Here is a 21,769-nt window from a genome sequence, read left to right as displayed (position 1 = left end):
ATGACGAGTCGCGAGCGCCAGGGTTTCATCTGTTGTGGCTTTTGCAGTGCGGTGTGATTCCAATTTGCCCCCCGTCGTTTTCTTCTCGCGAAACACGTTGAACGTTCGAAGCGACGTTCTGTGAACTATTCATCATACGAGTCGAAGGTCCTATTCGCATGAAGCGGTCATGCATTTTTCATTGAAATATTTATTCGACGTAATAGCGTTTCACAAACTTATTTTTATTCGATCTGCATTGGTAAAAAATTCGATGGGAATTAATTTTTATCCGCTATGGCGGGTTTTCTGACAAGTGGATTACGAATGGCAAAGCATTTTTCTTTCCGCGGATTACGTTCACAGCGCGCGTCCTGAGTCGTTCATGAAGCTTGCCGGCTTGCATGCCCGCGAGAAACGGCGCTTTCGTGTCCGTCACAGGAGGGAGAAGATGATCATTGCTACGTGGAATATGCGGGGCGCAGTCAATGTGCCGTCGATCAATCAGGTCGCGCAATCGACCGGTGCCAATATTATCTGCCTGCAGGAATGCGGATCGCTGGCCGAGCATTTGCAAGGCCGTGCGCCGATCATGGGCGGCGATGGTTCGATTATCGGTTATACCGGTAATCTGGTTCTGGGCTATGGATTCATGGAATGCGTGTATTGGGAAAATGTGTGGGGGCAGGGCAGTCTCGCGGTGCTCAGCAATATCGGCATTAGTGCGAGCGGGATCATGGCGCCGGCCGTGGCCAATGGTTTTGCACCGAATAATCCGCGTTCGCTGCCGTGGTTGACGGTTGCGAATCCGGATTCGGGTACGCCGATCACGATCTATTCGATTCACAGTCCGCCGGTATTCGGCACGGTCACGCTAACCGATACCTGCGCATGGAATAACGCGCAGATCGCGCAGATCTCTGCGTTGGGCGGCACGTGGGCCTGCGTCGGCGACTTCAATGCCGATCCGACCGCGATCGATTTCGACGGGCCGCCGGCCGGTCGCATCAAACGCGGCACGCGCGCGACGCAGGAAAGCGGCGGCATTCTCGACTACGCAATCACCAATGCCGACAACTTCGTCTATCGGCAGGAAACGCGTGCGCCGAGCGGCTCCGATCACTACCCGCAGGTATTCGTCTGGCAGTGAGCGGGCGTTCTTCCCAGCGCAGAGACTCCCTTCGATGAAAACCGCAACGGACTTTCTGTTCGCTCACACCGCGCTCGCCACTCTGCGCGATCTCACGATGACCAGACGGCAATACCAATAGCGGCAGCGCGCCATGGCGGCGCGTTGCTGCGATAGCCGCACCGTCGGTCGCCGCGCCGGACTTTGCTATCATCACTGTATAAACATACAGGTCCTGCAAAAGCCCGTGGCAACCGATGCTCGCCCAGCGTTCCGCTCTGACGTCCCTCGCTCTGACGTCCCTTACTATCTGGCCAATTTCGAGCGCGCGCTTGAATGGCTCGCCGCGCGTTACGACGATCTGCTCGACGACCAGGAGCTCGCATTTCTGACGCGTTTCGCGGCTTTGCCGCAGGCCTCGCGCGCGCTGCTGGTGCGCATGCTGATGCGTCAGGGCACGCTGTTTCGTGCGAGCCGTCTCGTCTACGATGAAATAGGTTGTCCGTTGCAGGCCGCGCTGCCGCTGGCGTCGTACGGCTGGATCGACACCGGGCCGCTACTTTCCCTCGACGAACTGTTCGCGCTCAGCACCCGCGCGCAATTGCTGGAGATCTTCGCCGCCGACATCGCGCGAATCGCCGGCGCGAAGGCATTACGTAAGCCGGAGTTGCTGGCGACGCTACGGGCGTTGCATGAAAGCGAAAACGAAAGCGGAAGCGACGACAAAACCGCATGCGCGCCGCGCTCGCTCGCCCAATGGCATTCGGCCACGACCGACCACGTACTGCACGTCGCGATTGCACCGCTTTGCGAGCGTCTGCGGCTGATGTTCTTCGGCAACCTGCAGCAGGACTGGTCGGAGTTCGTGCTCGCCGATCTCGGCGTGTTCCAGTATGAGAAGGTCGCGTTCGAGCCGTCGTCACGCGCGTTCCAGCAACGCGTGGACGTCGATGTGTATCTCGCGCTGCACGCGTGCCGCGAAGCGCTCGACTGGCTACCTCGCGACGACGATGCGTCCGCGCTGCACGAACTGATCGCCACCGTTCGCGCGATCGACACCGCGAACCCGTGGCTCGAAACGCGTCGCGCGAAGCTGCTGTTCGGTATCGGCCAGGATTGCGAGCGCCGTCAGCAATGGAGTACGGCGCTCGCGGTCTACGAAGCGTGTGCGTGGCCCGGTGCGCGGCATCGGCGCATACGCGTACTCGAACGTAGCGAACGTTGCGACGACGCGTTCGCGCTCGCGGCGCAGGCAGCCGCCACGCCAGAGAGCGAGGAGGAGGCGCAACGGGTTGCGCGGATGTTGCCGCGCTTGCGGCGCAAATGCGGCGAGCCGGTAGCGCGGGCGGTAGCCGCGCGGCCGGTCCAGCGCAGCACGCTGGTGCTGCCGAAGCCCGACGCGCCGCTCGCCGTCGAATACGTGGTGCGCGATTATCTCGGCAGCGAGACGGCGCCCGTGCATTACGTCGAGAATGCGCTGATCAATTCGCTGTTCGGGCTGCTGTGCTGGGAGCCCGTGTTCGCGGCGCTGCCCGGCGCGTTTTTCCATCCGTTCCAGCGCGGACCGGCCGATCTGCATGCGCCGGATTTTCATGCGCGCCGCGCCGCGCAGTTCGCCGTCTGTCTCGCGCAACTCGATAGCGGCGTCTATCGCGAGACGATTCTGCGGCATCTGCGTGACAAGGCCGGCATGCAGTCGCCGTTCGTGTTCTGGGGACTGCTGAGCCCGGAACTCGTCGCGCTCGCGCTCGACTGTCTGCCTGCCGCGCATCTGAAGCTCTGGTTCGAGCGCCTGTTGCGCGACATTCGCGGCAACCGTTCGGGCTTGCCCGACCTGATCCGCTTCTGGCCGGCCGAGCGTCGCTATGAATTGATCGAGGTGAAAGGTCCGGGCGATCGCCTGCAGGACAACCAGATCCGCTGGCTTTCGTACTGCGCGCAGCATGGGATGCCGGTACGGGTGGTCGATGTGCGCTGGGCCGGACATGATCAGGAAACCGAAGCGAATCCAGACACAGATGTCGACGTACACCTCGATACGTCCGCCGAAACGGAGCGTACCGCATGAGCTATGTAGTAGCGGTGCGCGCGATGTGCGAATTCACCGCGCGGCGCGGCGATCTCGATCTGCGCTTTACGCCCGCGCCGACGTCGCTCGAGGGCATCGCCGGTCATCAGATGGTGGCCGGCCGACGCGCGAGCGGCTATGAAACCGAGCTTGCGCTGAGCGGCACGCATCGCAGTCTGACGGTGCGCGGCCGCGCGGATGGCTACGATCCGATTGCGAACCGGCTCGAAGAAGTGAAGACGTATCGCGGCGACCTCGCGCGCATGCCGGCGAACCATCGGGCGCTGCATTGGGCGCAGGCGCTCGTGTATGGACATCTGCTGTGCCGTGCGCGCGGGCTCGCCGAACTGACGGTCGCGCTCGTGTACTTCGATATCGGCAGTCAGAAGGAAACGGTGCTGACGCAGCAGCACGACGCGCGCGAGCTCGAAATCTTTTTCGTCGAACAGTGCGAACGGTTTCTCGATTGGGCGGTGCAGGAAGACGCGCATCGCGCCGCGCGCAACGCGGCGCTAGCCGCATTGTCGTTTCCGCATGGACAGTTCCGGCGTGGGCAGCGCGAACTCGCGGTGGCGGTCTATCGCGCGGCGCGCGATGGCACGCCGCTGATGGCGCAGGCGCCCACCGGCATCGGCAAAACCGTCGCGACGATTTTCCCGTTGCTGAAGGCGTGCGGCGAAGATCGTCTCGACCGGGTGTTCTTTCTGACCGCGAAGACGCCGGGCCGCGCGCTCGCGCTCGACGCGATCGACACGCTGCACCGTAGCACGACGTCGTTGCCACTCAGAACGCTGGAGCTGGTCGCGCGCGACAAAGCCTGCGAGCATCCCGACAAGGCCTGCAACGGCGAGTCCTGTCCGCTTGCGCGCGGCTTTTACGACCGTCTCGACGCGGCGCGCGCGAGCGCGTTGGCGACCTCGCGGCTCGATCGCGCGGCGGTGCGCGAGGCGGCGCTCGCGCACGAGGTCTGTCCGTACTATCTGGCGCAGGAGTTGGCGCGCTGGGCCGACGTGGTGGTCGGCGATTACAACTACTACTACGACGGCAGCGCGATGCTGTACGCGCTCACGCAGATCAATCAGTGGCGCGTCGGCGTGCTGGTCGACGAAGCGCACAACCTGCTCGAACGCGCGCGGCGCATGTACAGCGCGTCGCTCGATCAAACCGCGTTCAGGCTCGCGCGCAAGAGTGCGCCGGCGACGCTGCGCAAGCCGCTCGAACGCCTGCAGCGCGAATGGAACGCACTCAAGCGCGCGCAGACGGCACGCTATCAGGTGCTGACGGAGGTGCCGGGCAAGCTGCTGTCGGCCGCGCAGAATCTGATCGGCGCGGTCACGGATCAACTGGCCGACGCGCCGCTGTCGATCGACGAACACGCGCTGCGCTTCTTCTTCGACGCGATGCATTTCGTCGCGCTTGCCGAGCAGTTCGGCGAACACTCGCTGTTCGACATCACCCTGAGCACCGACCGTTACGCGCCGCGCGACAAAACCAGCGCAACACTCTGCGTGCGCAACGTGATCCCGGCGCCGTTCCTCGCGCCGCGCTATGCGGCCGCGCGCACCACGGTGATGTTCTCCGGCACGTTCAATCCCCGGCATTTCTATCGCGACACGCTCGGTCTCGCCGACGACACGCGGTGGCTCGACGTCGACGGACCGTTTCGCGCGGAGCAATTGCAGGTGCGCGTCGCCGCTCATGTCTCGACGCGCTGGCGCGACCGCGAGCGTTCGCTCGCACCGATCGTCGAGTTGATCGCGCGGCAGTACGACACGCAGCCCGGCAACTACCTGGGGTTCCTGAGCAGTTTCGATTATCTGCAGCAGGTGGTCGCGCTGCTGCGCGAGCGGCATCCGGACTTGCCGGTGTGGACGCAGGAGCCGGGCATGGACGAAGCCGCGCGCGATGCGTTTCTCGCGCGTTTCAGAACCATGCGGCAGGGGATCGGTTTCGCGGTGCTGGGCGGCGCGTTTTCGGAGGGCGTCGATCTGACCGGGCAGCAACTGATCGGCGCGTTCATCGCGACGCTCGGGCTGCCGCAGGTCAACGACATCAACGAGCAGATGCGCCGCACGCTCGACGCGCGCTTCGGCAACGGCTACGACTACACGTACCTGTACCCGGGCTTGCAGAAAGTCGTGCAGGCGGCGGGCCGGGTGATCCGCACCGAAGACGATCGCGGCGTCGTGCATCTGATCGACGACCGTTATCGGCGGTCCGAGGTGCGGCGCTTGTTGCCGCGCTGGTGGCAGGTGGACTAGGGCGGCGCGCTTCGCCGACAAACAGCGGCGAAGCGAATCGCCCACCGCTCAAACGTGCGGCGACGTCGAGCCCGGATTGCCCGGCGAGCCGGGGCCGCCGGCCGGACTCGGGTCGACCGGGATCTGATCGTCGACCGGCGCGTCGCCCTTGTGCGCGTCGCCGCTTGCCTGCGGGTGTGCTTGCGGATGCAGCGGCACGCGCGGTACGGTGGAATCGACCTTGGCCTTGCTCGCCGGGTCCCACGTGAGCAGATGACGTTGCGGATTCGCGATCTCGATGCCGCGTTCGCTGAAGCGCTCGACGATGCGTCGATTGAATTCGCGCTGCACGCCCCAGCGCGAGGTGTCGCGGCATTGCATCTGACCGGCCAGCGTGATCGCCGAACCGTCGACCGCATCGACACCCCAGAACGCGAAGTCCGACAGGATGCCGTCCTTGTACTTGTCGTCCTCGCGCAGCGACACGCCGATTTCCTTGAGCGTGTCGATCGCGCGCTCGACGTCCTGGCCGAACACGATGTTCACGCGCACCGCGGCGTTGCCGAGCCCGCGATTGGTATTGTTGACCGTCGACACCGAGCTGAACGGCACCGTGAACAGCGAGCCGTCGCTGCCGCGCAGCCGCACCGTGCGGATCGACAGATATTCGACGGTGCCCGACACGCCCGCGAGCGTGACCCAGTCGCCGACCTGCATCGCGTTTTCCATCAGCAGGAATATGCCGGTGATGAAGTCCTGCACCAGCTTCTGCGAGCCGAAGCCGAGTGCGACGCCGAAGATACTGGCGCCCGCGAGCAGCGGCCCGATGTTCACGCCGAGTTCGCTCAGGCCGGTCAGCACGACCACCAGCGCGATCACGCAGAAGAGCGCGCTGCGCAGCATCGGCATCAGCGTGCGCAGCCGCGCGGCGCGCATCAGGTCGCCGCGGTTCGTCCAGTTGTCGAGGCGCCGTTCGGCCGCCACGTTGACGACCTCCCAGACGATCAGCGCGACCACCGCGGCCACGCCGATGGTCGCGAGCGCCGACGCAAGCCGGTGGCCGATCGTGCCGGTGCGGAACAGGTCGATCACGTTGACGCCCCACGCCTGCAGCAGCGCGAGCGCGGTGACGATGCCGATGATCCAGCCGATCACGCGGCGTAGCAGCGGATAGTAGCGGTACGCGTGCTGATGCACGAGCGAGCGCGATTCATCGTCTTGCACATGGAAGAGGCGCGCGAGCGCACCGAACACGACGATCGACACGAGCCGCGAGCCGACCAGAATCGCGAGCGTCATACCGCCGATATTCACGAGCGCGTGGTAGCCGTTCTGCACGTCGAACGCCCACACGAACCACAGCGCCATCACGATCGCCGCCGTGACCCACGCCCAGGCATCCGCGAGCGCGTTGCCGAACATCTGCAGAGATTCGTGCGCCGAGAAGCGCTTGCGGATCCGGTTGCCGACCGGCGTCGCGCATTGCAGCACGAGGATCGAGATCATCACGTGACCGGCGAGCGCGACCACCTTCAGGAGCGCGAGATGCGCGGCGTCGTTCATGCCGAGCGCCTGCGCGATTTCGGCGAGCGCGACGCCGGCGCCGACCACGCTGACGATCCGCGCGATCCAGTTGAGCACGTAAGCCGCCCACGCGTCGCTCATGCGCAGCAGCCGCAGACGCGGCGCGCTCGGCTGCAGGAGGAACGCGCCGACGATCACGACGCAGCGGCAGAACACGTAGATGTCGATCAGCGAATCGAGCGCGCGATCCTGCGGCGTGCCGTTGTCGGTAAACACCGACATCAGTGCGCTCGCCGCGCCGACGAACACCGCGAGCGGCACGAGCCGCACCAGCGTGATCAGCAACGCGCGCGGCAGGCGCTGCAGCAGTGTCCAGTGATGGGTCGCGTTGCGCTTGCCTTCGGCTTCGATCGCGCGGCCTTTCTCGGACGGCGTCGCGAGGTGCGCGTCGTAGGGCGCGGCCGGGCCGGTCGCGACGGCCTGCGCTTCCGCTTCGAGGACGGGCGGCAGCGCGGCCCCGGGTGGCAGCGGCGGCGTGCTGGTTATCGGACGATCCACCGGCGGGGTAGACAAGGCCGGCGAGGCGGGCGGCGTCGACGACGTCGAGGTCGAGGTCGAGTCGTCGTCCAGCTCGTCCTGCAACGCGAGCTCGCGGCGCGCGGCGATCGCCAGATACGCGCGCCGCAGCAGCCGTCGCACAAGCCATTCGATCACCAACGCGGGAATCAGCGCGGCGAGCAGCGACCACAGCACCTTGAACAGCACCGCGCGCGCATGCGGATTGGCGAACTGCCAGTTCCACCACGCGCGCACCGACGCGACGTCGAGCAGCGCGGCGACCGAGCCGCGCAGCGAGGTCGCGAGATAGCCGGCCCAGTGCGCGCCCTGACGCGCGATCTGCGATGCGAGGCCATTGGATTTCAGCGCATCCGGCACCAGCGCCGCGACGCCGCTCGCCGGCGCGGGCGCCGAAGCGGCGGTCGGCGCGGAAGCGGGCGGCGCGCTCAGGGCACCGGCGGCGGCAATTGCCTGCAGGGTGTCGGCGACTTGCGCGCGGCGCTTCGGGTCGTTGAGCACGGAGAGCGCCTCGCGGGCCTGCTCGGGTGTCAGCGTGGCGGGAGCGGAGGCGGGCGTCGCCGGCGAAGCCGGCGGTGCCGCGGCAACAGCGGAGGCCGCGCCGGCGAGCAGAAGAACGAAGAACCAGACACGCAATAGTTTTTGCATAGGGTGTAAAGCGGGATCAGGCGAATGCGGAAAATTGTGCCGGAAGGTGGCACCGTTTTGGCGCCGCGACCCAGGACCGACAGGAGGCGGCGCGCACAAGTTCCTGCGGCGGCGCGCCGATAAATGGGCGACAGGGCCGCGCGACAGGCCGGCCGGACATGATAGTCAAGCCGTGAGGATAGCCGATGACGGCCGGCAGACTCGTCGAAGGTAGCACAAAGCCGGCCTGGGGCCGGCATGTGCGGGGCGGGATTGGCGAGTGAAAGCGAGGTTGCGTTGCGCGGTCAGGCGGGCGCGGGGGCTGGCTGAGGTGAGGCAGACCGCGTGAAGCAGACAGGCATGACGCAGTGGGCGCCGCATGAACAGGAGACGCGAAGACGCGGCGTGTACACGTGGCGGGACCGCCACCTCCGCGGGCCATTACGTCACGCCACGCATGACACGCCGCGTTCGCACCTTTCCCGCCACGCCCGCGATCCACTAAACAGCCGTTAAAAACTACTAAAAAATCATTCAACGGCCTTCAAACCACCGATGACGACGCATGCCGCTCCGCTTCGTCGTCGGCATCGGCACCGCCGTTCGCCGCACGGCTCGCTGCCGGTTCCTGATGCAGCCGGTTCGCGTGCATCAGCCGGTACAGCGTGGCGCGCGAAATGCCGAGCTCGGCCGCCGCGTCGGACAGCTTGTAGCCATGCCGCAGCAGCGCATGCTCGATCGCATCCTTTTCGGCCTTGCTGCGGATTTCGGCGAGCGTGACGGCCGGCCCGTTGTCGGCTTCCGGTAAGCCGAGATCGCTCGCGGTGATGAAGCGGCCCTCGCTCATCACGATCGCGCGGCGCACGCAGTTGATCAACTCGCGCACGTTGCCGGGCCACGGATAGTTCGACATCGCGACGATCGCGTCGCTCGACAGTCCGCGCAGTTTGCGTGCACCGTCCTGCTTGTACATGCTGAGCGCGTAGTTGGCGAGCAGCTTGATGTCGCCGCCGCGCTCGCGCAGCGGCGGCTCGACGAGGCGCAGCACGCACAGCCGGTGATAGAGGTCGGAGCGAAAGCGCCCGTCTTCGACCGCGCGGTCCAGATCGACGTGGGTCGCCGAAATCACGCGCACGTCGACATTGATCGGCCCGTTGCCGCCAAGCCGCTCAATCGTGCCTTCCTGCAGGAAGCGCAGCAGCACCGCCTGGCATTCATGCGGCATGTCGCCGATTTCGTCGAGAAACAGCGTGCCTTCGTGCGCGCTTTCGATGCGACCGATCTTGCGTTGCAACGCGCCGGTGAACGCGCCGCGTTCGTGGCCGAACAGCTCGGCCTGCAGCAGGCTCGGCGGAATCGCCGCGCAATTGATCGCGACGAACTGCCGCCCCGCGCGCCGCGAACGGTCGTGAATCGCACGGGCGGTCAATTCCTTGCCGGTGCCCGACTCGCCGGCGATGAACACCGGCGCGTCGGTCACGCCGCATTTGTCGATGCGGCGGTAGAGCTGCTGCATCGGTTCGCATTGTCCGACCATGCCGTGCCGGCCGAGCGACGGCTCCGGCGCGACGCGCGGCTGATGCAGGCTCGACAGGCCATGTGCATGACCGAGCGCGAACACCAGCCGTTCGTTGAGCCACGGCTGGGTGACGAAATCGAAGCAGTAATCGAGGATGAAGCGGCTGACCAGTTCGTTGTCGGTCTGGCCCGGCACGATCTGCGCGACCCAGTTGGTTTCGACGCGCCGCATGCACAGCGCGAGCGCGGAAAGCTGCTGCGACGTGCAGGTTTCGGGTAACTGAACGAGACCGACCTTGATGTTGTCGCGTTCGATCATGCGTTCGGCGACCGCCGTGCTTTTCGCGTGCACGGCTTGCCAGCCCGAGGCGGCCAGAAACTCGACGAGTTTCTGGTCGGGCGCATTCGCGACGTAAAGAACGGTGCGCTCCGTGTCGGCAGGCGTGCAAGTCGTAGTCATGGTTCCCCCGGGTTCGATGCTTCAGGACTGCGGTGCGACGTACTGGACAGACGGGCGGCCGGCGGGCCGCCTTCGGCCAACCGGCTGAGCCCGGTCCGCTCGCGCGGATTCGAGCCTGGTGTTATGCCGCAACGCGCGGACCTGCTTGCGGCAAGCCGGCTGCGACATGGTCACGGCAGCGGCGATACGCGAAACAGGGTGCGCGCGGCACGAACCGCAACGCGTGACATGACGGGCCCATTACGCAATGGCGACGCAATAGCGTTCATTGCTGAAACTGCCCGGCGACTTTATCCCCGAATCGTGAAAACCACTTGAACCGTGGGTTGCCTCGTTGACCTGATACAGACGCTCTGATTGGCGTATGGCTTAACGATAAGCGAAAGCGCGTGGAAGCGCCATACAAACAAATATGGATAAACAATCGATTTTTCGTTATTGAATTGGCATGCACCACTAATGAAAAAACGGTCAAGCCCGGTTATGCGAGGCATCGCACATTGCATCGCATTCGGCCACGAGTTAACCCACGACGGAATGCGGCCGGTGCCGAATTGCGGTGTTTCACTCGTGCGACAAATCCGGCAGGCGCGTTTGCGAGGATTTTGCCGGGCAGGCTCCGTATCGGACAGACCGGGATGCATCGCGCAAGCCTTGCCCGAGCGGACGGCGCGGCGCGCTCGCGGCTGCGCCGTGGGGCGGCGAATGGCGCCACGGCGCGCCGGTTGGCGGGGATTGACGTGTCACGAACGAATCAATGCGCGATGCGTCGCGTGCGTACGTCGACGGCGTCGAGTCCGAAGCGTTGCGGATGGCGCGCTCGCACATGGCTGCGACGGGTTTCGCGGCGTTCCACCTACGGCTTGGCATAACCGTTGCAATAAGCTCGACGCAGAAAAAACATTTTGTCGTCAGGTCGGTGGTACGGGGAAACCAGCATTAAGAAAAAGACCGGCGGCAATACAGATCACTCGCGGACATGGTCGGGGAAGCCATTAGGTGTTTGCGGGTGCGCGGCGGGGCCTGGTTATTTACACGTCGGATAAAACGGACAACCCGGTTGAATGGCGAGCGGCAAAATCGGCATTCGTTACCGGACGACAACAGGCATCGACTTCGCCGTTTTTCCTTTTCGCCTTTTGGTCCGGATGGACGCGAACAGGATGGCGATAACAACAGGTGACGCGTCGACAACGTTTGCGAACGACGCACCGAAGCAATGAAAGGGGCCGCGCCGGACCAGGACCAGCTGGCGCGAGGAAGCGAGGAGAGAGGCCACAGTCTCCATAGAGGGACAAATGTACGAGGTGAACCGGGTGCCGTGTCCGTGCATTGGCATGGGCACGGCGACCTGGCTGGCAGTTGGGGTGGCAGTTGAGCGGCAGGACAGGCCGAAGTCCGGCGCGATCCTGCCCGATAGGGGGTGTCATGAAACAACCGATCTATAAACCGGCCGCCGCACGCGCGGCTGTGGTGCCGGGTACCGCGAGCGCGCCGGCTGATACGCGCACGGCGACAGACACCATGACGAACACACCGGCGCTGATCTACCGTCGCTGTCCTGCGACATCGGGGGCGCGCTTCTTTGGGCAGTCGGCGGCCGCGTCGGTCGATCTGCTGACGCTGGTGGTGGCCGACACGCTCAGGCGCAACGCCCAGGCGGAGATCCAACGCGACGTGTTGCGCGATGCGCTGTACGACCTGCCGATGCAGCGCCGACGCGAAACGGACGTAGCCACCGATGATTCTTCGCCCGATTCCGGTCAGGACACCGACTTCGGCGCCGACGACTGACCCGCCAGCCAACGGGCACGCTCCACCCGAGCGCGCCCGCCCGACGGCTTTCGCCTCACGATGACCGCGCTGCCGCGCGCCGTGGACCCGCCATGATCGACATTTTCCTGATTGCCGCCAGCATCGATAACGCGCAGTGCATCGTCCAGCGACTCGAAGACAGCGGCGTGCGTTACCGGCTGCGCACCGCGTACGGCTCGGTCCGGCAACTGCGCGCGCAGGCGCGGGCGATCCGCAATGCCGACCTGCTGATCGTCGACGATGCCGATCTGAATGTGCGCGGCCTCGGCGGCATCGAGGAAACGCTCGCCTGCGCGCCGGCGCTCAGTTGCATGCTGGTGACGCCGGCGCCGTCCACCGCGCTGATCGGCGCGGCATTGCGCGTCGGCGTGCGGCACGTGCTCGGCTGGCCGCTCGATGCACAGGCCATCGCCGACGCGCTGACCCAGCTCGACGCGCGACGTCGCGAGTCCGAACCGCGCTGCGGCCGGGTGGTGGCGCTCGCGTCGAGCAAGGGCGGCAGCGGCACCACACTAATCGCGGTCAACCTGGCCTGCGCGCTCGCCGCGCAGCGTGAGCGGCGCGTGCTGCTGATCGACCTGAGCCAGCAGTTCGCCGACGCGAGCCTGCTGATGGCCAACCGTCCGCCGCCGATGACGCTGGCCGATCTGTGCTCGCGCAACGAGCCGCTCGACGCGGCGCTGTTCGATGCCTGCGCGATGCATGTGCGCGCGAACCTCGATTTGCTGGCCGGCGCCGGCGATCCGCTGAAGGCCGCCGAGCTGTTGCCGGCGCAACTCGAGCGCATGCTGACGCTGGTGCGCGAGCGCTACGATGCGGTGCTGATCGACGTCGGCCAGAGTGTCAATCCGTTGACGATCCGCGCGCTCGACTACAGCGACGCGATCTGCATGGTCGTGCGGCAAAACCCGCTGTATCTGCACGGCGCGCGGCGCATGCTCGACATCTTCCGCGAACTGGGGCATCCGGCGAGCAAGGTACGGGTCATCGTCAACCAGTACGACAAGAACGCGCAGATCAATCTGCCGATGCTCGAACGCACGCTCGGCGCGAAGGTCGCGCATCAACTGCCGCGCGACGACCTGCACGTGAACGACGCGCTGAGCCGCGGCGTGCCGGTCGTCACGTCCGCGCGCGACAGCGCACTCGCGCAAGGCATCGACCTGCTCGCGAAGATGCTGTGGCCGGCCGGCGCCGAGCGCCGCAAGAGCGTGCTCGGGCGGCTGCTCGAGACCTGGCCGAATCTGCCGCCGCAACTGAAACCCGGCGTGTGAGCGCGGCATCGCGGCCGATGTGTCGCCGACGCGACGCATTCGTCGTGGATCGCCATGACATGCCGTGGCATGCCCTTGCCGGCGTCGGCCGCTGTGGACAGCGCCCGGCGCGACTGCTACGCTCCGACAACTGAGAGACCGGCGCGGTCGCCCTCCATCCACGGCGCCGGGTAGAAAAATAATTCGCATGTCGAAGCGAGTTTTCAATGACCGGAATCGATTCGCCGGGGGAGTCGGAACGCGCGGACCGCGCGGCCGCACCGAACCCCGCTGCCAGACCTGATGTCGCCGATGTCGTTACCGATGCTGCATCCCACTCCATAACAGACACCAAAGCAGACACCAAAGCGCCGACCCAACCCGCCGCTCGCGATGAACCCGCGCCCGGGACACTGCCGTTGCGCGACGCATTGGTGGAAATTCTCACGCGCGTGGCGGCGGCAACGCTGCTGAGCCTGTTCGCGTACGGCGCGATCAAACGCTGGCTCGCGGACCCGACGCGCATCACCCTTGTGCTGCTGGTGGTCGGCGCGTGCGTGACGGTCGGGTTATCGCTGTTCTCGCGCGTGCCGAGCCGGCGCGACTGGACGCCGTTCGCGTTTATCTGCGCGGTCGGCGGCACTTTCTATTTCCTTGCGGTGCGGCTCTCGCCCGGCATTCAACTGATTCCCGAAACGGCCGGCGCCGCGTTGCAGCTGTTCGGGATTTTCTGGGAGCTGTTCGCGAAGGCATCGCTGCGCCGTTCGTTCGGCATCCTGCCGGCGAATCGCGGCGTGGTGTCAGGCGGTGCTTACCGCTTCGTGCGGCATCCGATGTACCTCGGCTACTTCCTGCTCGACCTCGGCTTTCTGCTGGTGAACTTCGGCATTCAGAACATGATCGTCTACGGCTGCCAGTTCGCGCTGCAGGTGGGGCGCATCCTGCGCGAGGAGAAGCTGCTGTGCGACGACGAGCGCTACCGTGCGTACCGGAGTAAGGTGAAGTTCAGGGTCATTCCCGGGGTATTCTGACGGTGCGGGGCCGGGACGTCAGCCTCCGGCCCATCCAAACCATTCGCGCACCGTCCGCGATCCATCCGGGCACTCCAGCGAGACAGTCACGTGAGCGCAGCACCGTCCATGCAAGACGCGCAGGGTTTCAGCAACCTTGCGTCGATCCTCTCCAATCCGATTCTGAACACGGATTCGTACAAGGCATCGCACTATCTGCAATACCCGCCGGAAGCGTCGGCGATGTTTTCATACATCGAATCGCGCGGCGGACGCTACGAGCGCACGCTGTTCTTCGGCCTGCAGATGCTGCTGAAGGAATATCTGTGTCGCCCGATCACCGAACCGATGATCGCGCAGGCCCGCGCGTTCTTCGGCGTGCATGGCGAGCCGTTCAACGAGGCGGGCTGGCGCCATGTCGTCGAGCAATACGGCGGCTATCTGCCGGTGCGGATTCGCGCGGTGCCCGAAGGCTCGGTGGTACCGACCCACAACGTGCTCGTCACCGTCGAATGCGACGATCCGCAGGTGTTCTGGCTCGCGTCGTATCTGGAGACGATGCTGTTGCGCGTCTGGTATCCGATCACCGTCGCGACGCAAAGCTGGCATCTGCGTCAGCTGATTCGCGCGGCGTTGCTCAGGAGCAGCGACGATCTTTCGCAACTGCCGTTCAAGCTGCACGATTTCGGCGCGCGTGGCGTGTCGAGCGCGGAGTCGGCGGCGATCGGCGGGGCGGCGCATCTGGTCAGCTTCATGGGCTCGGATACGGTGCTCGGCGTGATCGCGGCGAATCATTACTACAACGACGACATGGCCGCGTTCTCGGTGCCGGCCGCCGAGCACAGCACGATCACGTCGTGGGGCCGCGAGCGTGAAGTCGACGCGTATCGCAACATGATCGAGCGCTTCAGCAAGCCGGGCGCGATCGTGTCGGTCGTGTCGGACTCCTACGATCTGTTCGCCGCGCTCGATGCCTGGGGCGGCGAGCTCAAGCAGGCGGTGCTCGACTCGGGCGGCACGCTGGTGATTCGCCCGGACTCCGGCGATCCGCGCACGATCGTGCTGCAGACGCTGCATGCGCTCGATGCATCGTTCGGCTCGGCGGCGAATGGCAAGGGTCGGCGCGTGCTGAACAACGTACGGGTGATCCAGGGCGACGGCGTGAATCCGGACTCGATCGCCGCGATTCTCGCCGCGATGGACGAGGCCGGTTTTGCCGCCGACAACATCGTGTTCGGCATGGGCGGCGCGCTGCTGCAGCAGATCAATCGCGACACCCAGCGCTTCGCGATGAAGTGCTCAGCGATCCGACTCGGCGAAGAATGGCACGACGTATCGAAGGACCCGGTCACGGACCACGGCAAGCGTTCGATGAAAGGACGGCTCACGCTGTTGCGCCATCGCCGCACCGGCGAATATCGAACGGTGACGTTGCCGGTCGCGTGGGACGAGCACACGGTGGCGGGCGAGTGGGACGACGCGCTGGTGACGGTGTTCGATTCGGGGCGGCTGCTGGTGGATATGTCGCTGGCCGAGGTTCGCGAACGAGCGCAAGCGCATGAGGTTTGATTCACTTTCTTTGACTGACTTTCCGGCGGGGCCTGCCCATGTCCGACGATCCATCCGCGCGCGCCACGATGAAATCCCGCGATCGCGATCATGATGACGACCCGGCAGCCGTCGCGCGCGGCAGCGCTGCGTCGGCGTTGCCGGGGCCCGAATGGCCCGCATGGCCCGAGTGGCCCGCCGATCCGCAGCAAGCCGAGCGTATGCGCGCATGGCTTGCGATAGCCACGCAAGCGGAGAGCATCGATAGCGCCGACACGCGGCTGTTCGCCAAACTGATCGCCGCGCGCGACGCCCGCGCCGAACTCGCGTTGCTCGGCCTGCACGTGAACGAATGGCATGCGTTGCGCGCGCGGCATTTCGATCGCGCGCCGCTTGCCGCGTTGCCGCTGCCGGTGATGCCGGGCGAACACGTCGGCTTCGTCGATGCACTTCGCGCGCTGCTGATGGCCAACGTCGACGGCGCAGTCCACATCGACGACGCGCGTTGCCTCGCGACGATCATCGCGCACGCGTGCCTGCGCCCGGATCATCTGTGGCGCGACCTCGGCCTCGCGGGCCGCGACGAAGTCACGTGGATGCTCACACGCTATTTCCCGGCGCTGGTCGCGCTGAACGTCGATAACCTGCGCTGGAAGAAATTCCTCGCCGCGCAAACCGCGTTTTCGCTGGGCCTGCCGCCCGGGCCCGCGCCCGGTTGCCCCGGCTGTGAAGACTACGGCTACTGCTTTCCGTCGCCCCGCTGACGCGCGCGGGCAGGTGGCAGCGCACACCCGTTCGTGTATGCTTGCGCGCATGGCCGACACCGCAAAACCCGCGAAAACCCGCGCCGCACCGGCGGCGAAAACCACCCGGACGCGTCCCGAAGTGCGTTTCAGAATGCGCATCCGTCATGGCGATGCGGTCGCGCTTGGACCAGGCAAAGTCGATCTGCTCGAAGCGGTGCGCGAATACGGTTCGATCTCGGCGGCGGCGCGCAGTCTCGACATGTCGTACCGGCGCGCATGGTTGTTGATCGACGAGCTGAACCGCTCGCTGAAGTCGCCGGCCACGCATTCGGAGCAGGGTGGTCAGAGCGGCGGCGGTTGCACGCTGACGCCGGTCGGCGAAACCATCATCCGGCTGTATCGCGACGTCGAGGAAGAGGCGCGGCGAAGCTGCGCGAAGCAGATCGCCGAGCTGATGAAGCTGATCCGCGCGTGAGGGGCTAAGGGGCTGAAGGAGCCGGGTGGGCCGACGGCTCGCTCAGTGCGTGGCGCCCGTCAACCGTGCCGCAAGCAGAACGCCGAAGCTGGCGCGTCGCGAAGCTGCGCGACATGCTCGGGATGCAGCCGCGCGATCAGTTCGACGAAGCTCGCCACGCTCGCGGTGCGCAGCGGGTGATAGTCGATCGCATGACGCTCGCAGATCCGCTTGAGCGTATTCATCGAATCGTGATCGACGCAATCGACCGGAAACACGACGATATCCGCGCCCGGCAACGCGGCCGCGAGCAATCCCTTGCGATCTTCGACGCCGCCGTCGTGCACGACGAGTTCTCCGCCGGCCGCCTCCACCAGACGCTTGAGCGCGGCGTTCGAACCCGGCCGGCCACCCACATAGACGATCCGCTTGCCCTGCACGCCGTCGAGACTCGCGCGACGCGGGCCGGTGCCGTTGACACCGCCCATGCCGGTCGTGCCGCCCGTGCCGTTGGCGGCGTCGACGGTTGCGCGTTCCAGCGCGTCGCATTCGCTCTGCACCAGTTTCAGTTGCGCGAGCGCCTGATCGCGGCTGCGGCGCAGCGCGGTCGCCGCGTCCTGTTCCTGCTGCATGCGCTGTTCGGCCGCCTCACGACGGCTCGTATGCAGCGCGACGCGCTGATCGGCGACCTCGAGCCACTCGCGCAGTTGCTGCACTTCGGTCGCGAGACCGGCCGCATCGGCGGGCAACGGGCGTGCGAGCTGCGCGTTCAGTTGCGCGATCTGTTCGTTGAGCGCCGCGATCGCTGCATCGCGCGCGACGCTCACCTGTTGCAGGCGGCTCTGCTGCCGCTCGATCTTTTCCTTCAGCGCGGCGTTTTCTTCCTCCAGCGCGACCAGCCGACGGATATCCGCGCGATTGGCCGCGCCGACCAGATGCGACAGCATGTGCAATTCGCCGAATGCTTTCTGGCGCACCGGCATCGTCGCGAACGGATGCGTCATCAGCGCCCAGTAGGCCGGCGGGATGTCGCCGTTCTTCAGCGCCTCGTCCCATAGCTTTAGCAGCTCGGCGTCATCGGCGGCCTTGTCGAAACGGCGGACTGCCGCGGCGTAGCGGTCGTCGAGCAGCTTGTGCAGCGCCTTCGCGCCGGGGCCGCCGGCGATCGCGAGTTCCACCGCGGTGTGGTGAATCTCGAGGTCGCTCGCGTCGCGGCGGTCGAGGTCTGCGAATTTCGGCACCAGCTTGCGCAATTCATGCGTGTTCAGGCAGGTACCGATGATCGAGCAGTGCAGATGGGCGTCGAGTTCGGACAGGCGCGCGCGCCGTTTCGCGTTGAGCGCCGGCGCCGCCTTGGCGGGCGAGCAGCAGGCGTCGTGCGTACGGATGCCGGCGCTCGTCAGCGCGTCGTCCGTTAGCTTCAGACGCGACGACTGGGCAAGAGGAAACGGGGGCGTGTGCATGGAGGTCTCGAATCCGGTTCGGGTCAATCGTGTCGAACGCCGGCGCGGCATGCGCTCGTCACGCGCACCGTGCCTGCGATGTATTGGCGTGGATATAGCGGTGGGCGGAAAAATGCGTTCATCGGCGGTGAGGTGCGGTCGGTGAGTTAGTCCGTGATGCGTTGGCGTGGTGCGTCAGGTGGCGTTCGTCAGGTGTTGTGCATCAGTCGGCGGCACGCGCGAGCGTCGGTTCGGCGTGTGCGCTTCCTGGCTCGGTACGTTCCGCATTCGTGGCATGCGCGGTATCCGTGGTACCCGTTGCATTCGCAGCGGCGGGCCCAGCCGTCCGATCCGCCCCACGTTGCGCATCCCACGCCGTTTCACCGGCCGGCCGCGCGTGCTGCTCCAGCACGTGCGCGACGCACAGCCCGACCATCGCGGCATCGAGCCGTTCGAGTTCCGCGACGACCCGGCGCAGCGCGGGCGGATCGTTGCTGAACGCGTCGGAGAAGATCGTGTCGCGCAGCGGCTCGGCGAGACGCGCTTCCTCGATCGTCGCCTTCAGCTCGCGCAGCCGCGCGAATGCGGTGCCGCGCGCCTGTTCGGCAAGCATCGACAACAACTGGTTCAGCGAATGCGAGCCCGACGTGCCGATCGACTTGAAGCTCAACTGGTCGCCGCTCAGCATCGTCACGAAGCGCTGCACGCTGCCGTACAGGCGCCGATAGGCATCGACGACGTCGCGAATCGACTCGGCGCGGCCGCGCCCGGACGTCGACCTGACCGCGACGATGGCCGACGAAATCTCGTTCGCCGCGCGCGGCCCGAGGGCTGACAAGGTGGATCGACTGCGCACCGCTGATGGCTCCTGCTGCTTCGTTGCCGGCTCGTGGCGCCGCGCCGTTCAAGGGGCAACGCCTACCGTAATATCCAACAGGATATAACGAAAGACCGGCTGCGTGTTGCCGCGTGCTGCCGTGCAGGCCGACGGGCCTTACCCATCCGGCCAGTTTTCCGATATCGTGTGCGCGATGCCCGCCGCATCGTCCGCGCGGGCCGCCTTTCCGGAGCGGCGCAGACCACGCTCCCGCAACGCACGACACCCAATTCATGAGCGATACCGACCGCCACCCCAACGCCCAGCTGATCGAACGTTTCTACAGCGCCTTCCAGCGGCGCGACGCCGAGACCATGGTCGGCTGCTATGCCGACAACGTCGTATTCAGCGATCCCGCCTTCGGCGAGCTGATCGGCGACGAAGCGCGCGACATGTGGCGCATGCTCGTCAAGCACGCGCAGGACTTCTCGCTGAGCTTCGACGGCATCGAGGCCGACGATCGCAGCGGCCGTGCGCAATGGGTCGCGCGCTACCGTTTCAGCCAGACCGGCCGCGACGTGGTCAACCGGATCGACGCGCGTTTCGTGTTCCGCGATGGGCTGATCGTCGAGCATCGCGACCACTTCGATCTGTGGCTGTGGATGCGTCAGGCGATGGGCCTGCGCGGGACGCTGCTCGGCTGGTCGCCGTTCGTGCGGCGCCTGCTCAGACAGCAGGCGCGGCGCGGCTTGCTGATGTATCGCGGGCAGTTGAATCGGGAGTAGGCCGGTCGGGCGCGATGCGTAGCGGGGCGGCGTATTGGGGCGAAAAGCGGGACGAACAGCGGGACGAACAGCGGGACGAACAGCGGGGCAGCAGGCGGGGCGAACAGCGGCCAGCGCAGCGGCTTTCGCGCGATGGCTACGTGGTGGCCGGAGCCGCCGTAGCTCACGCGCTATGATCGAAGGTCATGCGCGCCGGCATGCCGCCGGGCCGAGCCATGGGGAACGCCATGCAAGCCGTCGATGCCGCCTGGGAAGAGTGGTTGAGCAGCAACGTCGCGCGAGGCTGCACACCGGCTTCGATGATCGACGTGATGGTGCAGTCCGGTTTTCCCGCCGACACCGCCCGCGTCGCTGTCCACCACGCGTTCGGCCGACGCCGGACGCACCCGCAACCGGCCGTGACCGCTGCCGCGGCTGCATCGAACGTCCAGACGCCGGATCTCACGCAGGACGCCTACCGTTACGACGCCGCGCCGGTCGCGCGCGGCAACCTGATCCGCGCGTACGACCGCGACGTGCGCGTGCTGCTGCGCTGCGAGCGTCCGCAACTGATCGTGTTCGCCGACGTGCTGTCGTCCGACGAATGCGATGAGCTGATCGAGCGTTCGCGGCATCGGCTGCAACGCTCGACCACCGTCAATCCCACGACCGGCGGCGAGGACGTGATTCGCAGCCGCACCAGCGAGGGCGTCTGGTACCGGCGCGACGAGGATGCGTTGATCGGGCGGATCGAGCGGCGCATCGCGAGCCTGACCAACTGGCCGGTCGAAAACGGCGAGGGTCTGCAGGTGCTGCATTACGGCCGCAGCGGCGAATACAGCCCGCATTTCGACTACTTCGCGCCCGACCAGCCGGGCAGCGCGGTGCATACCGCACAGGGCGGCCAGCGCGTCGCGACGCTGGTGATCTATCTGAACGACGTCGCCGATGGCGGCGCGACGATCTTTCCGGCGGCGGGACTGTCGGTGGTCGCGCGCGCGGGCGGCGCGGTCTATTTCCGCTATATGAACGGCCGGCAGCAACTCGATCCGATGACGCTGCACGGCGGCGCGCCGGTACTCGCGGGCGATAAGTGGATCATGACGAAGTGGCTGCGCGAGCGCGCGTACGGGTGAGGAGAGGTGGCGTGGGTGGCGTGGGTGGGCCGGTGCGGCTGGGCTGGGCTGGCGGTGACGAATGTGCGGGCCGCGTGCTGGTTGCCGCGCCTTGAGTGCCGCGCGCCGGGTGCCGCGCGATCAGGCCGTCGTTTTATAAACGTCCGGCCGATGCAATTCCATATACCGCTCCGGATTCGCCAGCGACGTGAACCCGTGCGGCACATACACGCGATGCGCGTCGGTCGTGACCAGCACGATCCGGCGCAACCCGCGCAGCGCCGGGCTCGCGAAAATATGGCCGAGCAACGCGGACGCATAGCCTTTGCCGCGCTGCGCGGGCAGCACGAATACGTCGCAGAGATACGCGAAGGTGGCCTGATCGGTGATCACGCGTGCGAACGCGATCTGCTTGCCGTCGAGATAGGCGCCGAAACACAGCGAACCGGCGACGGCCCGCTCGAAGGTGTCGCGCGGCATGCCCTGCGCCCACGCGGTTTCCTGCGACAGGAACGCGTAGACCATGTCGAGATCGAGTGCGTCGCGGTCGGTCGAAAACGTCAGTGCGTTTGCTGGCATCGCGTGTCCTTCTGGTGGGCGCGGCTCGCTGCGCGGGGTTTGTGCATGAAGCGCGGCATGAGCCGCGCTGCGTAAGCTGAACCATGGTCGGCCCAAAGCCCAAAG

At 66.0% G+C, this 21,769-nt stretch carries 16 protein-coding genes; 11 read left to right on the top strand and 5 right to left on the bottom strand.

Annotated elements, in window-relative coordinates; all coding sequences use genetic code 11:
• The first annotated feature begins 430 nt into the window (after positions 1-430).
• The 3 genes from HHL14_RS18415 to HHL14_RS18405 all read left to right on the top strand — a co-directional run bounded on the left by HHL14_RS18415 (position 431) and on the right by HHL14_RS18405 (position 5,437).
• Positions 431-1,129, top strand: a complete 699-nt coding sequence (locus HHL14_RS18415; protein ID WP_169499054.1) for an endonuclease/exonuclease/phosphatase family protein — start codon at positions 431-433, stop codon at positions 1,127-1,129.
• 226 nt (positions 1,130-1,355) lie between these two features.
• On the top strand, positions 1,356-3,176 hold the full coding sequence (locus HHL14_RS18410) for a VRR-NUC domain-containing protein (protein ID WP_169499053.1): 1,821 nt from the start codon (positions 1,356-1,358) through the stop codon (positions 3,174-3,176).
• Positions 3,173-5,437 (top strand): ATP-dependent DNA helicase, encoded by a 2,265-nt coding sequence (locus HHL14_RS18405; RefSeq protein ID WP_169499052.1) that lies wholly within the window; start codon positions 3,173-3,175, stop codon positions 5,435-5,437. Before HHL14_RS18410 ends, HHL14_RS18405 begins: the two co-directional genes overlap by 4 nt.
• A 48-nt stretch (positions 5,438-5,485) precedes the next feature.
• Here the strand turns inward: HHL14_RS18405 and HHL14_RS18400 are convergent, their stop codons facing one another.
• Both HHL14_RS18400 and HHL14_RS18395 read right to left on the bottom strand, forming a co-directional pair.
• Positions 5,486-8,164 carry a mechanosensitive ion channel family protein gene (locus HHL14_RS18400; protein ID WP_169499051.1) on the bottom strand — a complete coding sequence of 893 codons (2,679 nt, stop codon included), beginning with the start codon at positions 8,162-8,164 and terminating at the stop codon, positions 5,486-5,488.
• A gap of 523 nt (positions 8,165-8,687) precedes the next feature.
• Complete coding sequence (locus HHL14_RS18395; protein ID WP_169499050.1) at positions 8,688-10,121, bottom strand: sigma-54-dependent transcriptional regulator; 1,434 nt, start codon at positions 10,119-10,121, stop codon at positions 8,688-8,690.
• Between the two features lie 1,428 nt (positions 10,122-11,549).
• Here HHL14_RS18395 and HHL14_RS32860 point away from each other — a divergent pair.
• The 6 genes from HHL14_RS32860 (at position 11,550) to HHL14_RS18365 (ending at position 16,968) form a co-directional block, all read left to right on the top strand.
• A complete protein-coding gene (locus tag HHL14_RS32860) occupies positions 11,550-11,915 on the top strand; it encodes a hypothetical protein (RefSeq protein WP_206002395.1) in 366 nt (121 codons plus the stop codon).
• A gap of 92 nt (positions 11,916-12,007) precedes the next feature.
• Entirely contained in the window at positions 12,008-13,210 is a 1,203-nt protein-coding gene (locus HHL14_RS18385) for an AAA family ATPase (protein WP_169499049.1), read from the top strand.
• 206 nt (positions 13,211-13,416) lie between these two features.
• Entirely contained in the window at positions 13,417-14,220 is an 804-nt protein-coding gene (locus HHL14_RS18380) for a methyltransferase family protein (protein ID WP_329601692.1), read from the top strand.
• 108 nt (positions 14,221-14,328) lie between these two features.
• Entirely contained in the window at positions 14,329-15,768 is a 1,440-nt protein-coding gene (locus HHL14_RS18375) for a nicotinate phosphoribosyltransferase (protein WP_169499048.1), read from the top strand.
• A gap of 200 nt (positions 15,769-15,968) precedes the next feature.
• Entirely contained in the window at positions 15,969-16,511 is a 543-nt protein-coding gene (locus HHL14_RS18370; protein ID WP_169499201.1) for a nitrogen fixation protein NifQ, read from the top strand.
• Positions 16,512-16,560: 49 nt separating this feature from the next.
• Positions 16,561-16,968 (top strand): winged helix-turn-helix domain-containing protein, encoded by a 408-nt coding sequence (locus HHL14_RS18365; RefSeq protein WP_230413116.1) that lies wholly within the window; start codon positions 16,561-16,563, stop codon positions 16,966-16,968.
• Positions 16,969-17,027: 59 nt separating this feature from the next.
• Here HHL14_RS18365 and HHL14_RS18360 read toward each other — a convergent pair whose 3' ends face one another.
• Together HHL14_RS18360 and HHL14_RS18355 are read right to left on the bottom strand one after the other, a co-directional pair.
• On the bottom strand, positions 17,028-18,410 hold the full coding sequence (locus HHL14_RS18360) for a DUF2325 domain-containing protein (protein ID WP_169499047.1): 1,383 nt from the start codon (positions 18,408-18,410) through the stop codon (positions 17,028-17,030).
• A gap of 202 nt (positions 18,411-18,612) precedes the next feature.
• Positions 18,613-19,245 carry a hypothetical protein gene (locus HHL14_RS18355; RefSeq protein WP_329601691.1) on the bottom strand — a complete coding sequence of 211 codons (633 nt, stop codon included), beginning with the start codon at positions 19,243-19,245 and terminating at the stop codon, positions 18,613-18,615.
• A 254-nt stretch (positions 19,246-19,499) separates the two neighbouring features.
• Between HHL14_RS18355 and HHL14_RS18350 the strand changes: the two genes are divergently transcribed.
• A complete protein-coding gene (locus HHL14_RS18350) occupies positions 19,500-19,991 on the top strand; it encodes a nuclear transport factor 2 family protein (protein ID WP_169499046.1) in 492 nt (163 codons plus the stop codon).
• 227 nt (positions 19,992-20,218) lie between these two features.
• Entirely contained in the window at positions 20,219-21,106 is an 888-nt protein-coding gene (locus tag HHL14_RS18345; RefSeq protein WP_169499045.1) for a 2OG-Fe(II) oxygenase, read from the top strand.
• 120 nt (positions 21,107-21,226) lie between these two features.
• Here the strand turns inward: HHL14_RS18345 and HHL14_RS18340 are convergent, their stop codons facing one another.
• Positions 21,227-21,664, bottom strand: a complete 438-nt coding sequence (locus HHL14_RS18340; RefSeq protein WP_169499044.1) for a GNAT family N-acetyltransferase — start codon at positions 21,662-21,664, stop codon at positions 21,227-21,229.
• Positions 21,665-21,769: the final 105 nt, after the last annotated feature.

The sequence above is a fragment of the Paraburkholderia antibiotica genome, assembly GCF_012927125.1.
In the GTDB taxonomy this organism is placed as follows: domain Bacteria; phylum Pseudomonadota; class Gammaproteobacteria; order Burkholderiales; family Burkholderiaceae; genus Paraburkholderia; species Paraburkholderia antibiotica.
Note: the sequence above shows the minus strand (reverse complement) of the source record. Positions and strands in the feature narration are given on the sequence as shown.